Source organism: Okeanomitos corallinicola TIOX110 (assembly GCF_038050375.1).
In the GTDB taxonomy this organism is placed as follows: Bacteria; Cyanobacteriota; Cyanobacteriia; order Cyanobacteriales; family Nostocaceae; genus Okeanomitos; species Okeanomitos corallinicola.
Map to the genome: position 1 here is coordinate 3,678,811 of NZ_CP150886.1, position 14,456 is coordinate 3,693,266.

Below are 14,456 nucleotides of genomic sequence, written 5' to 3' on the forward strand. Positions count from 1 at the left end.
CTAAAATGTAAAGATAAAAATACTTAGATGGTCATTTGGTGTTGAAAATCATCATGATGGCAAGGTAAGAGGTATACCCGGTGACAGGTGACAGAGTGAAAAGTCTTTTTGTATCTGGGTTTTATTGTCTATAAATATCCTAACCACCTTGTCTATTGCGATCAAAGGTAAAAGATGTTCAGAAATTTTACTTTTTGTAACCACTGACTACTGACCAAGTAATCTTTGTCGCACCCCTTCTGCAATTTTGTTACCAAGATATTCAGGAATTAGACTTTCGTTTGGCCCTAGTAAGTAGAGTATGAGTCTTGTACGTCCGCGCCAAACTAACAAATTAGCATTGACTACTAATAGGTCTTCCTGCCAAATGGCGTACATAACTTTATAAAATAATCCTGGTTGATTATCAGCTTCTATAACTAAAGCAGGAAGATGAAAAACAGGATCAACATAGAATTCTGTTTGTACTTGTTCCAAACCAGCATTGAGGTTAAATTCTACTGCTAACATTTCTTCTACCTCAAAGCGATTTCCCAAAGCCTCACGAATAGCACGACAAACATTTTCGGCAGTTTTTTCCGTCAGGGCTTTGCTACCACGAGATACAAGTAGTTTGATAAAAACCAACATTGGTGGTTGAATCTGACCATAAAGACTCAAGCCATGAATTGTTAAACCATAAGCTGCTAGGACACCAAAAATATCACTGAGAAGAAAGGACTGATTGCGGTATGCAAAATGCAGAGCGCTTTTGCTGCCTTCCGATTTTATCTCTATTACAGCCCGTTTAGTTTTATATAAACGGTATGCTAGACGTAAATTTTGCAGCTGAATTTCACTGCTAACAAATTGTTCATAAAATTGTGGAAACGCACGATTAAAGCGTTTCAGGAGTTCCAATGTCGAGGATTTTAGACCAGAAGTCATGGTTGGAGGTGAGACTTGCTTGCTTTTTTAACACTAAGCTAAAAACTGTGTTACGCACTAATTCGCTTTGATATTTATTCGTTTGCGAGGCTTGATCATTGCTTTTACCTAATTATGGAAATAGGACAATAAGTTAGATATCATACCAGTTAATAACTGAAATTATACATAATTGACTTTTGTGACCTATTAAATCCGCCAGGTCATCAGATTTGCGATGAAGATTTTTACTTAGTTTACTTGCAATATTTCCATAAAAACACCTTAGTCTCTTGATTTATCAAGACTGTACGTTTATTCAGGCAGCTATAGATGAATTCGATATTCTTACTATTTAAAGGATTTTTTGTTAAGATTGTTGTTTGTATTAGTTGCGTTTAATAATGCTTGTTAGTTTAGCAAGTCTCAAATACATTTTTTATGAAATTGAGGCAAGATAAAGCTAAAAGCAGATATTTAGATAACTAAATTGTTTCTAGTGTATGGTTTGAATACCAAAAATATAATCCGATGTGGCCATATTCAGCCATTGATGATATATTTTTAGTTGGTGGATTTATTGCCAGTTGAAGTGTTAATGTGATAACTGTGGATTTGAATGTCACAGACGCGTAAACGCAACTACAAATCTATTAAAATCTGCCAGCTAGGCAGTTTCAACCTGTGGACTTGGTAGTGCCTACACTTCCAAGGTGAAGCAAAAACTAAACGTATCTCTGAAGCATTCGCGTAGCGTGGCGCAGGGATAGCTCAAAGTAGATTTGAGTAGGTTATATATAACGGAAACTCACAGTTAATCCGTTAGGTTTTAACCTTAAAAGGCTAAAAATAGTTGACTATATTTCTAGTAGCTATTTATATAGAAATGTAATTAATTCAATTATGTTACCCGAACCGCGCTGGCATGGGTTTTTGGAAAACTTGGTTTACTAGTTCTGAATCTGTAGCGACAAACAAAGCAGCCGCTTTTGAAGAGTTAAAAAAAAGTAATAGGGGTAACTCTAGTGCCGAAGGCGATAGCATCGTGTTTAGCACTGAACGAGAAATTGACCTTTATGAACTTGAAGAACTCTGTGATGCGGTTGGCTGGTCACGTCGTCCTCTGAGAAAAGTAAAAAAGGCCATTGAACACAGTTTTCTCGTAGCCTCGATGTGGCAAATACGAGGGAATAAAAAACGTTTAATTGGTTTTGCTCGTGCTACCTCAGATCACGCCTTTAATGCCACCATTTGGGATGTGGTAGTCCACCCAGACTTTCAAGGTCAAGGAATGGGCAAAGCTTTGATGAAATATGTTCTGAAAAAACTTAGAAGTGAAGAAATTAGCAATGTAACTCTGTTTGCTGATCCCCATGTTGTAGATTTTTACCGAACTATGGGTTTTATGCCAGATCCAGAAGGTATCAAAGGGATGTTTTGGTATCCCCAATGATGCTAAGTTTGTAAAGACTATTAGTGTCTACCATTATTTTGTGAAATTTTGACTTTGTTTGCCATGGTGTGTCTATAGGTTTACAGATGATTGATTGCCTGCAATTTTACTAAACTTCAACAGGTTTAGTTTCGGTAAGCAGGAAAATTATTTTTTAACCATGATTAATTTTTTTAGTCCAAAGCCTTTTCAAAATGTTTTTTGTATGATATACTAATAGATATGTTTAAAGCACAGAAAACTTGCTGATAAGAGCGAGTTTAACGGGATGTAGCGCAGCTTGGTAGCGCGCCTGCTTTGGGAGCAGGATGCCGCAGGTTCAAATCCTGTCATCCCGACTTTATTTATAAAATAAAATATATGTATATCGTGTATGTAGCTTTAAGTTATTTAATCCATAAAATAACTTGATAGAAACTGTATGTATCCAACAAGATATTGATAATGTCAGCAAAGGGGAATAGTGGAATTTTTGTATATTTGAAGTCGGTGAATTTGAGCGATTATGATTGGAACGATTGATGAATTTCTAGCGTCCTCTGAATTAAATAAGAAAAATCACAGAATAGTATTTTTTTGATTAAGAGTCCTGGATGTCAAGTTCCATCGGAGGAAAAATATATTAGACTAAGACAGAATTTAGTAGTAAATAACAAGAGAAAATTCAAAACAATTCCATATATCCATAGCATTCCTATTTGATTTGTAAATGGTGGATACAATAGACAATAGTAAACAGGGATTCGGATAACAGGTAATTGATTTTGAAAGGATCATTTAAGATTGCTATGGACACTGTAAGTGATTGAGATTGACATATCTAATGACTTGCCACATAATTAAAGCTAATATTACCTGTATAAAATCAAACCTTTTACTGATTGTCTAGGTTAATTCAATTATTAATATTTAGTTGAGGAATAGTAATGAAGTCATTGTTAGTACGTTGGGGTTTAACACTAGGTTTAGTGGGTAGTACCCTGTTTAGTAGTGTTACCGCTTTTAATCTTCCTGTACTGGCATTAACAGAACAACAAGTCAAGGAAAAGTTGGATTCAGTACCTGTTTATTTGATTACTAACGATCAAGGTTTACCTCTGAGTCGTACTCTCCCTGCAAAAAATGGACAGCAATCTGCATCTGTAACGGGTGTCTACATGAGTCGTCAGGAAGCTGAGAAGTTTATCCAAGATTTGCGGAAAGCTAAAAATAAAAATCCTAAACTGGAGGAGATGGCTAGAAAGTTACAAGTAACTGCTGTCCCATTAGGAGTTATTTATCAACAGTTACAACAAACGAAGAATCAGCAAAACCGACTATTGTTTGCTTTTAAACCAGTAGATCAAGAAATTCAGGGAGCTTTAACTTTACTGAAAGCGAGTGGTCAAAAAATAGATCAAGAAAAGTTTAAGTCTAGTGTACCTGTTTTTGCGGTGCGATTTTCACCAGACAAAGGTTATGTACCTATTCAAATGGGTGAGAAGAAAGAGCAAATGATTCCTTTGTTCTTGAGTAAAAAAGATGCACAAAGTTTGTTGAGCAAGGTAAAACCTAAGTTCCCCACAGCTGATATTCAGGTGATAGATGTAAATGGGGTGATCCAAACCTTAAAGGACAAAAATGATTCTTGGTTAACTCAGGTAGTTTTAGTTCCATCCGCAGAGTCGAGGGAATACATCAGAACTCTACCTAAGAAATAAGGCTGAATGTCTACAAAAGTTTATGTTCTAGGTAGGACTAAGTATGACTAAGCAACAGCCAAAGATGGTTTCTGGTTCAGAGCTTTGGCAATGGCGCAATGTTGCGGTTCAAAGTGCGATCGCCCACAATATTCCATGCTTAGAAGTAGATTGGCTGTTACAAGAAATAGCTGGTTTAGATAAATTAGCATTGCGTTTGGAGTCATTCAAAACATTGACTCAGATTGAGATGCGGTTTTCTCTAAAAGAACTAAACCAGTTATGGGAAAAACGCTTACATGAACGCTTACCCATACAGTATATTGCTGGTGTTACCCCTTGGCGCAAGTTTCAACTTACTGTTTCTGATGCGGTTTTGATTCCTAGGCCGGAAACAGAAACTTTGATTGATTTGGCTGTAGCTGCTGCCCAAACTAATGGTTTACAATCAGGGAATTGGGCAGACTTGGGGACTGGCAGTGGTGCGATCGCTCTGGGTTTAGCTGAACTATTGACAAATGCCACAATTTATGCTGTAGATTGTAGTCCAGAAGCCTTGGCTGTTGCTCAAACAAATGCGAAAAATTTGGGTTTTGATGAAAGGATTAAATTTTATCAGGGTGCTTGGTGGCAACCCTTAGAACTCTTGCAAGGAAAGTTTGCGGGGATGGTCTCAAATCCCCCCTACATTCCCAGCGAAACTGTGTTAACCCTACAACCGGAAGTAGTTAACCATGAACCCCATTTAGCTTTAGATGGTGGTGTTGATGGTTTAGATTGTATTCGTCATTTAATTGCAGTGTCTCCTGCTTATTTACAGACTGGGGGAATTTGGTTAATTGAAATGATGGACGGACAAGCGGATGCGGTGAGACAATTGTTAGAAAATAACGGTAAATATCGTGATATTTCCATCCATGCTGATTTAGCAGGTATAGAAAGATTTGCACTCACTTATATTAAGTAGGACTTAAATTAATCGCTAATTCCTATTCTTATCTATCATTCTAAATCAAATGCCAGGAACCAGATTTGAACTGGTGACACGAGGATTTTCAGTCCTCTGCTCTACCAACTGAGCTATCCCGGCTTGTGGTTTTCTTTTTCTCACCACGATTACTAAATTTAGCAAAAGAAACAGAATTCGTCAAGGGGTTTTCTTAAAAAAATTTTATGCTGCTTTTAGCCTTAACTTTACCCAAGTGAAAACAATGATGAAAACGAGGAACTGTACTAGGACAATACCCGGTCCAGAAGCCAGCTTAAAAGCACCAGAAATTATCATTCCTACCACGCTGCTACTAGAACCAATAATGACCGACAAAATCAGAAATCGCCTAAAATGGTGACTCATTAATTTAGCGGTGGAAGCAGGAATAACTAAAAAGGCGTTTACCAATAAAACCCCAACGGCTTTAATGGCTACTGCTACAGCTAGAGATAGTAAGATTACGAACCCATAGCGATATAATTGCACAGGTATACCTTGGACTTGGGCAACATCTGGGTTAAGGGTTAATAGAATTTGCTGTTGCAGAGTTGATAGTAAAAAAGCGCTGCTACCTAAAAGTACCAATACGGTCAAAATTAAATCAGTGGTGTCAATAGCGAGAATATCGCCAAACAGTACAGCCATTAAATTACCCCGATACCCCGTAATCATTCTGGCCAGAATAATACCTATGGCTAATGCTCCTGATAGGACTATACTAAGGATGCTATCACTAGCTAAATCTGTGTTGTCAATTAGGTAAAGGACAATTACACCAAAAATTAATGTAAAGGGTAACAACATCCAGGTAGGGTTGATACCTAGTAAAACACCTAATGTTACACCTACAAGTGCGGCATGACTAACAGCATGACTAAAAAATGACAACTGTCTAAGAGTGACAAAGCTGCCCAATAAGCCACCTAGTATTCCCATTAATACAGCACCAATGATTGCACGTTGCATAAAAGGGAATTGTAATAAGTTTACTAACTCCAGAAGATTAGTAATCACTAAAAATTTACTGTGAATATTAATCAATGAGTCCATATTTTTTAGATTTAATTAGATTTAAAATTATTTTCATCTATTTTGAAAAAATTTTATTAAAAAATATTATTTTTATTTTCATCATGATTGACTATTGAATTTTAATAAATTTGAAAAATATGTTTACATTTACTTAAATTTACAAAATTTCTTGTCTATCTATATAACTTGATTTACAAAAAACCATGATTCAATCTAATCCACGTCTTACTTTAGAACATAATATTCTTGAAACAAATTCCCATGAATTAATCAGTACGGAAAAAGCCCAACGGATGGCAGAGTTTTTTAGCTTTTTGGGAGATGCTAACCGCTTGAGAGTTCTTTCTTTATTAGCTAATCAAGAATTTTGTGTGAGTGATTTAGCTGCTTTGCTAGATATGAGTGAATCTGCTGTTTCTCATCAATTAAGGAATTTACGGGCTATGCGTTTAGTTAGTTATCGCAAACAGGGAAGAAATGTTTTTTATCGTCTTCATGATAGTCATATTTTCCATCTGTATCAAGCGGTTGCTGAACACATAGATGAAAAAGATTAATAATCAGGTGACAGGTGACAGGTGACAGGTGACAGGTGACAGGTAACAGAGAATATTTAAAATAATTACGAATTACGTGCCTCTTGCTCCCTTCGGGAGAGCTTCGCTAACAGAGGAGTTTCACTAACGCGCAGCGTTTCCAAAGGTAAGATTACGAATTATTTAATGTTCATGTTGATAACGACTAAAACCTGGCCCATAAGTTGCTAGGAGATTTTGGGGTGAGAGGGCTATTTCTGGATGACCGGAACATACTAAAGTTTGATTGAGACAGAGGACGCGATCGCAATGACGGTTTACCATATCTATATCATGGGAAACTTGTAAAACTGTCCATCCCTCTTCTCGTTTTAACTCATTGAGTAAAGCATAAAAATCAGCCGCACCTTGAATATCAACCCCTGCAAAAGCTTCATCTAATACTAATAATTTTCGGGGTGTGACTAAACAGTAAGCTAATAATACTCTTTTTAGTTGACCACCGCTAAGAGTGCCAATGGCTTGATTTCTGAGATGATAAGCGTCTGTACGTTGTAAAGCTGCTTTGACTGCGGTTGATTTTTCTTGTTGATTTTGCAAAAAGTAGGACAATAAATTTTTATTCTTACCTGTTCCCTGTTTCCTGTTACCTATTCCTAGTTCTACTAATTCTTTGACAGAAATAGGAAAAGTACGATCAAAAATAAAGTTTTGTGGCATATAACCTAGTTGGTTACGTAAATTTCCTAATCGGGACATGGGACGACCAAAAATTTCAATTCTTCCAGAATGACGAGGAATTAAATCTAAAATTGCTTTAACTAAGGTACTTTTACCAGCGCCATTTGGTCCAACTATAGCTGTATCTGTTCCTGGAAATAATTCAAAGGAAACATCACGTAAAGCGAGAAAGTTTCCTTGGTAGACAGTCAAACCTTCTACTTTTAATATTGGTAATTCTATTGATTCTTGATCTTCCTTCATCTGCATTAACTGAATCTAAACATGAATAGACAAATAATTGACTGTTGATTATTGATTATTAATTTTTAATTACGTTCGTTCGCTCAGTGTGCCGGATGCACTATTTCAAATTGTGAATTATGAATTATTTACATCCTGCTGACAAATTTTCTAAATTACTTTTCATTGCTTGAAAATAATACTGGGGATTTTTTTCCCCATTCTCTAAAGAATTGAGAGGATATAAAGTTAAATTCAAATCTTGAGAAAGGCTATTCAGTAATTTATTGTCTACTCCTGGTTCACTAAATAAGGCTTTCACTTTGTACTTTTTGACTGCGTTGATAGCTGTTTGTACATCTGTTGGTGAAAGCTGATCTTCAGGAAGTTCTACTACTGCAATTTGCTGGAGTTGATAACGTTTAGCCAGATGGATAAAGGCATCATGGAAAGTGATAAATGTGCAGTTTGGTGTTTTTTTCAAAGTCTGCTGAAAGTCATTATTAAGATTTTCTAATTCCTGAATATAAGCCGCAGCATTAGTTTGATAAATGTCTTTATTTTCAGGATCAGCAACAATTAAACTATCCCGAATATTGATAACTTGTTGTTTAGCAAATACAGGATCTAGCCAAACATGGGGGTTTCCTTGGGAGTGTTCATGTTTATGATTATGATCCTTTTCTGTTTTTTCCCCTGCTGTAACGATATCATCATCTATAACTTTAATACCTTTACTGGCATCAATTTCTACTAATTGCGAATTTTCGGCATTTTTAACTGTATCTGTGAGAAATTCTTCCATGCCTAGGCCATTTTTTACTAAAATCTTGGCTGTGGCGATCGCTCTGACATTATCTGGTGTAGCTTGGTAATCATGTACATCTGTTCCTGGAGGTACTAAAATCTCCACATTTGCTACATCCCCAGCTACAGCTTTGGTAAATAAATACACTGGCAAAAATGTCGTTAAGATTTGAGTTTTTTCGGATTTATTGACCAATGACTGCGTAGCATTGTCATCAGTATTTTCCCTGGCTTGGGTACATCCAGCCACAATTGACGACACAAATAGGGAGAAAATAAGTATAATCCATTTTTTTAAAGGGTTTAAACCGTTTTTTTTGATTTTATCTCTCTGTTTATTGTGCATAATCCAGAATACTTACTTTATTGACATCAATACCTTGACTAATAATCATACTCAGATTATACATTAACATAAGAATTATTATCATTCTCTCTAGCTGTTGGTAACAAAACTATCAAGATTTACAAGATTCTTTGGTTTAAGTAGTATAGATTACATTTTTTCTAAAAATACTACCTTAATATTGTTTTTTTCAAGTGCTAAGAATTTTTAACCATGTAGTTAAAAGATTTGTTGACTGCTAGTATATTGAGAATATTTCTTAATAAACTGTGTTAAAACCAAGGTTAAGAAACTTCTCTGTATGGTTGTAAAAAGTAAGTAAATGGGTGTGTGGAACAATGTCTAAAATATCGAATAATCTGTCTATTCCAGCAGTTTGTGGTGTAATGCTATGTTTGAATACATCAGTTTTGGCAGGAGAAACACCAGGGAACACAGAAGCGAATGAAGCTTTAGCTGTTTCTAGCCTGGAAAAAATTAATCATAATTATCAACAAAATTTAATATCACAAGTTACATCGGTATCTCAATTTTCCGATGTTCAGCCTACAGACTGGGCGTTTCAAGCTTTACAGTCCTTGGTAGAACGTTATGGGTGTATAGCAGGTTATCCCAACGGTACATATCGTGGAAATCGCGCATTAACAAGATATGAGTTTGCAGCCGGTTTAAATGCTTGCTTAGATCGAGTCAATGAATTAATTGCCACAGCGACGGCTGATATGGTATCAAAACAAGATTTAGCTACATTGCAAAGACTACAGGAAGATTTTTCTGCCGAACTAGCAACCCTACGGGGAAGAGTAGATGCTGTAGAAGCGAGAACCGCTGAATTAGAAGCAAATCAATTTTCTACTACCAGTAAACTCCAGGGTCAAGTTGTAGGCGTTGTCAGTGATGTTTTAGCAGGTGACAACGATACTAACAGTAGTACAACCTTTGGCGCACGGGCTAGAATTGAATTTGTTAGTAGTTTTACTGGTCAAGATACGCTATTCACTAGGATAGAAAGTAATAATATCAATAGTCCTGATCTGGGGACACCTGAAGGTAACTTATTTTTTGCTGGTAGTGATGGAACTAACAACGCTTACTTGGGTACATTGTGGTACAAATTTCCCGTAGGCAAGAAAACACAAGTAATTGCGATCGCTGAAGGTGGTGCAGCAGACGACGTTACCAGTACAGTTAATATTTTTGATGGGGATGGGGCGTTTGGTGCTTTGTCTACCTTTGGTACACGCAACCCCATCTATGGACAAATAGGTGGTGCGGGTTTGGGTGTGACTCATCAGTTTAGTAACGCATTAGGAGTAAGTTTAGGATATTTAAGTGGTACAGCTAATGATCCGAGTGCCAAAAGTGGTTTATTTGATGGACCCTATGGTGCTTTGGCACAGTTGACAGTCAGACCAAGCGATCGCATTACTTTGGGTTTAACGTATATCAATTCCTACAATACATCACTAGCAACAGGTAGCACCACTGCCACCTTTGATGGTGTTACCGAGGCATTTTCCAGTAATTCCTATGGTGTGCAAGCATCTATTGGTATTAGTGAAAAATTTGTTGTCGGTGGTTGGGCGGGATATACCAACAGTAAAGTGTTAACAGGTGCAAAAGGAGATGTAGATATTTGGAACTATGCGGTTACGCTTGGTTTTCCCGACTTGGGTAAAAAAGGTAACTTGGCTGGTATTATCCTGGGTATGGAACCAAAAGTTACTAACTCTACCGCCGCCGTAGTAGCTGAAGATGCTAATACCTCATATCACGTAGAGGCATTTTATCAATATCGAGTCAGTGAAAATATCACCATTACCCCTGGAGTTATTTGGTTAACAGCACCAAACCATAACAATAATAATAATGATGTAGTTATTGGGGCGCTGAGAACTACTTTTAGTTTTTAAGGTTTAAAATCACTATAACGTGGAAAAAAGACCAGCCTCCCACAGCTGGTCTCACAATAAAAAACGTTGTTCGTGTTGTCTTCTCAATAGAGTCAAAACCAAATTGCGCGTTCCCAAAATGCAACGGGCAACTTTTCTTAACAAGATTGTAACAGCCAGTACAGATTTTTCATGTAAAATTCTCAAAAAATATCCGCCCCCAGTTAAGTAATTCTTTATATTTCTAGGCAGATGAGGAAGATCCGTCAAGGTCTAAAAGTCAGGAATTTATGACTTATAGCAGGAGTCAGGAGAATGAAAAAAGAATTTTCTATTCCCTATTCCCTCTTAACTGTCACCTGTCACCTGTCACCTGTCACCTGTCACCTGTCACCTATTATTCCTGGTTTTCCCCAAATAATCGTTTCTTGTTTGTAAATTACCAATCCTGGTTTTGCACCTTTGGGTTTGTAGACTCGGTTGGGTTGGGTGTAAACCACTGGTACTTGTTCACTTTGACGGCCGCGACTAAAGTAAGCTGCAATGTTAGCCGTGTATTCTAAGTCTGCTTCCTCAGCAACTGTACCGGGTTCAAGTCTTAGTAAAACATGACTTCCAGGAATTTCTTGGGCGTGAAACCACAAGTCATAATCTCCCGCTACCCGAAATGTGAGATAGTCATTTTGGTTATTGTTGCGACCAATTAAGACTTCAAAACCGCTGGGGGTGCGATAACGATGAAAGTTGGTACTTGCGGTTTCGGTGATGCTGCGGCGACGATATTCTAAATCTTCTAAATATTTTTGTTCAATTAATTCATCCCGAATTTCTTCTAAAGCTTGTAAATCATCTGCTGTTTGGTAATTGTCTATTTGAGAAATGGCAGCTTCTACTTGTTCTAAATAGTCAATTTCTGACTGTACTTCTAATAGTAAGGGTTCTACTGCTGCACGGGCGCGTTTGAGTTTTTGATGTTGTTTATAAAGCTTTTGGGCGTTTTGGACAGCGTTTTTATCTGGTTGTAGGGTAATGGCAACTGGTTTACCTGTTTCAAAATCTTCTAAAATGATTTCTTTCATCCCCGGTTGCCAGTTGTGCAAATGTGCCATTAATAGATCAGCTTTCTGGCGATATTCATCTGCTTGATCTGACTGTTGTAACCTGTCTTTAAAAGTTTTTGCTTTAGTACCTAGTTTACCCAGAATGTTATTTAATTTCTGAGTTAATTGATGGCGCAGTTGGGAAAATAACTGTTGATTTAATTGATCGGTGTAATATTGATTCAGTAATTCTTGGATATTTTTGGCTGGTGCTGTTTCACCCCAACCCATGACAGTATAGCCATTTTCAATCCAGCTAGGTTGGAATTTACCAACTTCTAAAGTTTGTAACCATTCTTGCCAATGTGCAAATAGTCTATCCCAGTCATCAGTAGTTAAAGTATCAGTATTGGTTTCTGGTGATATATTAGCTGCCAGCAACATTGAGGTAAGTAGAGAACTACTTAAACCGCTATAACTTTTTAGTAGTTGCTTTTTAACTGCACCTGGGACTAAACTTACCCTTTCTTGCCAGCGGGTTTGTGATTCATTGAGATTAGGTATAGTTCCCGTCAGTTTCGGTGGTGTTTCGTAGGGTTGTCCGGTTTGGATAGGACGAACGCTAGATTGCTGTTGACTAACTTGATGGGCAGCGGTGATAATTTCGTTGTTAGCATCGGTGAGGATGGCATTACTATATTTACCCATGACTTCAACGTACAGGTGATAAAGTGCTGCTTCTCCAGGACGACGGGCAAATTTTAAATCAACTACTCGTTCCCAAGGGGCGATAAAATCTATAGCTATTAAGGCTAAACCACCTAATTGATGGATCAGTTGTTGACTGAAGGTGAATGTATCTGGTGTGCGTGGTGGTGGTTCGGCTATACAAATTCTGGTGGCTTGGGGATGCCATGATATATCTAGCCAGTCCCGCTGTTTCATGGTTCGCAAGGCTATGGTAATAGTATAGCGATCGCGCTGGTAAACTTGTTCTGTGCGTGCTGGTAGCCAGTTAGCGCGGAGTTCGCTGCAAGTTGCGATGAGGGTGGTAAAGTCAACGGGTTGCAAAATAATTAATTATTAATAATCTGGTTTTTAGGTTTAGGCTATTCAGAATTATAGAACTTAGGCAGGAAACACGGAAGAAAGAACCACGTTCGCGTAGCGTGCCGAAGGCATAGGAACGAAGGACACAAAGGGAAGAAGGTTTTGTGGGCTTATTTGTTAGCTTCCACACCCACCATGAAATGAATTTCATGGCTAATAACCTAAGTAAACTAAAGTTCACTAAAAATTTTACCGTTTATTTTAGTCATCTTTAGATGACTTTTGCTATGAGACTGGGAATTCATTCCCAGTCGGGTGATGTTTTTATGTTAATTTACCGTCAGTCAGCATTGCGCTTTACAGGGTATTTACTGCCAGGGTGAAGGAATAGGTGTGGTTGACAAGACTTTATCTGCCATTAACCTTAAACCTGTTTTATCACAACTGGGGCAGGTAATTTCTAGAAACTGGGATGAGGTGACATCTACTTCACTCAAAATACCTTGTTTACAGTGCCAGCATTCAAATATCACTCTACTTACTGGTTGATTACAGTCTAATATCTTGATGTGTTGTGAGGGGGTGGGTTGACTTTCTATTTTTCTAGGTTTGGGGAATTTTTTGATTTCTTGAACTTCCATTGTTGTACCTGCTTGAGTCTCTATCCACTTTAGCCTTTAGGTTGGGAGTTATCACAGGTGGAGTCATCTGTTGTTGCACTGAATGGAGAAAAAGGATTTTATTGTTAACTGCATTTTTGCTAGTGTAATGATATCACCCAATTACTTATGTAACATTGTTCAGAAATATTTGATAGTAATTTTGCTAGGTTGTTATTAATCCAAGTTTCAGAACCTTTATTGACGCTGATTTATGAATAAATCAAATCACAAGTTAAATAAAAATAAATCAACCAAAGGTAATTGAAAATGCCCACCCAACTAAGCGAACTGCAAAAAATAACAGAACTGGTTATCTCTTGGGAAGCATTACCAAATGATTTTCACCTAGAGGATGAACCAGTGGAAAATACAGGACAACCTATATTAGCAGGTGCATTAAGAGAAAGTTTAGAAATAGCAGGTTTCATCCAACCACAAATGTTAATAGCTTCTAACTTTGGACTTTGTGCTACAGTCAATAACCAAATTATTGTCAAAGCACCAGACTGGTTATATATTCCCTCAGTGAAAGAGATTTTACCAGAAAGAAGAAGCTATACACCCAATTTAGAAGGGGATATACCCGCAGTCATAATGGAATTTTTATCCCATACTGAATGTGGAGAATATTCCTTTAAACGCACTTATCCCCCTGGCAAATGGTTTTTTTATGAACAAATTTTAAAAGTTCCAGTTTACATAATTTTCGATCCTGAAAATGGATTATTAGAATTTTATCAATTAGAAAATGAACGATATCAACTCAAACAACCAGATGAAAATGGTCGTCATTGGGTTGATAGTATGGGCTTATTTTTAGGAACTTGGCAAGGCACAAAAGAAGGTAGAACAGGTTATTGGTTAAGATGGTGGGATAAAGATGGGAACTTATTACTTTGGGCAGTAGAAAAAATTGACAAAGAACGTCAAGAAAAAGAAAAATTGATAGAATATTTACTCTCCCAAGGAATAGATCCGAATAATTTACCCATTTAATACCCATCTAAAAGTCACTTGTTTTCCCTTCCTCTCTTTGCGTACTTTGCTTCTTTGCGACTACCCTGCGGGATCTCCTGACGGAGATTGCGCGAAAAAATAT

At 37.2% G+C, this 14,456-nt stretch carries 12 protein-coding genes and 2 tRNA genes; 7 read left to right on the top strand and 7 right to left on the bottom strand.

What is annotated here, in order from left to right; all coding sequences use genetic code 11:
- Positions 1 to 207 precede the first annotated feature (207 nt).
- Entirely contained in the window at positions 208 to 927 is a 720-nt protein-coding gene (locus tag WJM97_RS16075; protein WP_353929796.1) for a hypothetical protein, read from the bottom strand.
- A gap of 904 nt (positions 928 to 1,831) precedes the next feature.
- Here WJM97_RS16075 and WJM97_RS16080 point away from each other — a divergent pair.
- The 4 genes from WJM97_RS16080 (at position 1,832) to prmC (ending at position 5,005) form a co-directional block, all read left to right on the top strand.
- Entirely contained in the window at positions 1,832 to 2,359 is a 528-nt protein-coding gene (locus WJM97_RS16080; protein WP_353929797.1) for a GNAT family N-acetyltransferase, read from the top strand.
- Positions 2,360 to 2,623: 264 nt separating this feature from the next.
- Positions 2,624 to 2,697: transfer RNA gene (locus WJM97_RS16085), tRNA-Pro, on the top strand.
- Positions 2,698 to 3,285: 588 nt separating this feature from the next.
- A complete protein-coding gene (locus tag WJM97_RS16090) occupies positions 3,286 to 4,059 on the top strand; it encodes a Tic22 family protein (RefSeq protein WP_353929798.1) in 774 nt (257 codons plus the stop codon).
- Between the two features lie 43 nt (positions 4,060 to 4,102).
- The gene (gene prmC / locus WJM97_RS16095) at positions 4,103 to 5,005 is read left to right on the top strand and encodes a peptide chain release factor N(5)-glutamine methyltransferase (protein WP_353929799.1); all 903 of its coding nucleotides are present in this window, start codon (positions 4,103 to 4,105) and stop codon (positions 5,003 to 5,005) included.
- A 50-nt stretch (positions 5,006 to 5,055) separates the two neighbouring features.
- Here prmC and WJM97_RS16100 read toward each other — a convergent pair.
- A tRNA-Phe gene (locus WJM97_RS16100) sits at positions 5,056 to 5,128 on the bottom strand.
- An 81-nt stretch (positions 5,129 to 5,209) separates the two neighbouring features.
- A complete protein-coding gene (locus WJM97_RS16105; protein ID WP_353929800.1) occupies positions 5,210 to 6,079 on the bottom strand; it encodes a metal ABC transporter permease in 870 nt (289 codons plus the stop codon).
- Positions 6,080 to 6,264: 185 nt separating this feature from the next.
- Between WJM97_RS16105 and WJM97_RS16110 the strand changes: the two genes are divergently transcribed.
- Positions 6,265 to 6,618 carry a metalloregulator ArsR/SmtB family transcription factor gene (locus tag WJM97_RS16110; RefSeq protein ID WP_353929801.1) on the top strand — a complete coding sequence of 118 codons (354 nt, stop codon included), beginning with the start codon at positions 6,265 to 6,267 and terminating at the stop codon, positions 6,616 to 6,618.
- A 162-nt stretch (positions 6,619 to 6,780) separates the two neighbouring features.
- On the opposite strand, the gene WJM97_RS16115 is transcribed toward WJM97_RS16110, so the two are convergent.
- A complete protein-coding gene (locus WJM97_RS16115; protein WP_353929802.1) occupies positions 6,781 to 7,581 on the bottom strand; it encodes a metal ABC transporter ATP-binding protein in 801 nt (266 codons plus the stop codon).
- Between the two features lie 124 nt (positions 7,582 to 7,705).
- Positions 7,706 to 8,713, bottom strand: coding sequence for a zinc ABC transporter substrate-binding protein (locus tag WJM97_RS16120; protein WP_353929803.1), 1,008 nt, complete (start codon positions 8,711 to 8,713; stop codon positions 7,706 to 7,708).
- 338 nt (positions 8,714 to 9,051) lie between these two features.
- Between WJM97_RS16120 and WJM97_RS16125 the strand changes: the two genes are divergently transcribed.
- The gene (locus WJM97_RS16125) at positions 9,052 to 10,626 is read left to right on the top strand and encodes an iron uptake porin (RefSeq protein ID WP_353929804.1); all 1,575 of its coding nucleotides are present in this window, start codon (positions 9,052 to 9,054) and stop codon (positions 10,624 to 10,626) included.
- Between the two features lie 362 nt (positions 10,627 to 10,988).
- On the opposite strand, the gene WJM97_RS16130 is transcribed toward WJM97_RS16125, so the two are convergent.
- Positions 10,989 to 12,716 carry an NFACT family protein gene (locus WJM97_RS16130; RefSeq protein WP_353929805.1) on the bottom strand — a complete coding sequence of 576 codons (1,728 nt, stop codon included), beginning with the start codon at positions 12,714 to 12,716 and terminating at the stop codon, positions 10,989 to 10,991.
- A gap of 347 nt (positions 12,717 to 13,063) precedes the next feature.
- On the bottom strand, positions 13,064 to 13,336 hold the full coding sequence (locus WJM97_RS16135; RefSeq protein WP_353929806.1) for a hypothetical protein: 273 nt from the start codon (positions 13,334 to 13,336) through the stop codon (positions 13,064 to 13,066).
- Between the two features lie 288 nt (positions 13,337 to 13,624).
- On the opposite strand from WJM97_RS16135, the gene WJM97_RS16140 reads away from it, so the two are divergent.
- Positions 13,625 to 14,353 (top strand): Uma2 family endonuclease, encoded by a 729-nt coding sequence (locus tag WJM97_RS16140; RefSeq protein ID WP_353929807.1) that lies wholly within the window; start codon positions 13,625 to 13,627, stop codon positions 14,351 to 14,353.
- Positions 14,354 to 14,456: the final 103 nt, after the last annotated feature.

Bases quoted from the DNA above. Each gene is read 5' to 3' on its own strand.
- WJM97_RS16080 (WP_353929797.1), top strand. From the start codon at position 1,832: ATGGGTTTTTGGAAAACTTGGTTTACTAGTTCTGAATCTGTAGCGACA.
- prmC (WP_353929799.1), top strand. From the start codon at position 4,103: ATGACTAAGCAACAGCCAAAGATGGTTTCTGGTTCAGAGCTTTGGCAA.
- WJM97_RS16115 (WP_353929802.1), bottom strand. From the start codon at position 7,581: ATGAAGGAAGATCAAGAATCAATAGAATTACCAATATTAAAAGTAGAA.
- WJM97_RS16120 (WP_353929803.1), bottom strand. From the start codon at position 8,713: ATGCACAATAAACAGAGAGATAAAATCAAAAAAAACGGTTTAAACCCT.
- WJM97_RS16075 (WP_353929796.1), bottom strand. From the start codon at position 927: ATGACTTCTGGTCTAAAATCCTCGACATTGGAACTCCTGAAACGCTTT.
- WJM97_RS16140 (WP_353929807.1), top strand. From the start codon at position 13,625: ATGCCCACCCAACTAAGCGAACTGCAAAAAATAACAGAACTGGTTATC.
- WJM97_RS16135 (WP_353929806.1), bottom strand. From the start codon at position 13,336: ATGGAAGTTCAAGAAATCAAAAAATTCCCCAAACCTAGAAAAATAGAA.
- WJM97_RS16110 (WP_353929801.1), top strand. From the start codon at position 6,265: ATGATTCAATCTAATCCACGTCTTACTTTAGAACATAATATTCTTGAA.
- WJM97_RS16105 (WP_353929800.1), bottom strand. From the start codon at position 6,079: ATGGACTCATTGATTAATATTCACAGTAAATTTTTAGTGATTACTAAT.
- WJM97_RS16125 (WP_353929804.1), top strand. From the start codon at position 9,052: ATGTCTAAAATATCGAATAATCTGTCTATTCCAGCAGTTTGTGGTGTA.
- WJM97_RS16090 (WP_353929798.1), top strand. From the start codon at position 3,286: ATGAAGTCATTGTTAGTACGTTGGGGTTTAACACTAGGTTTAGTGGGT.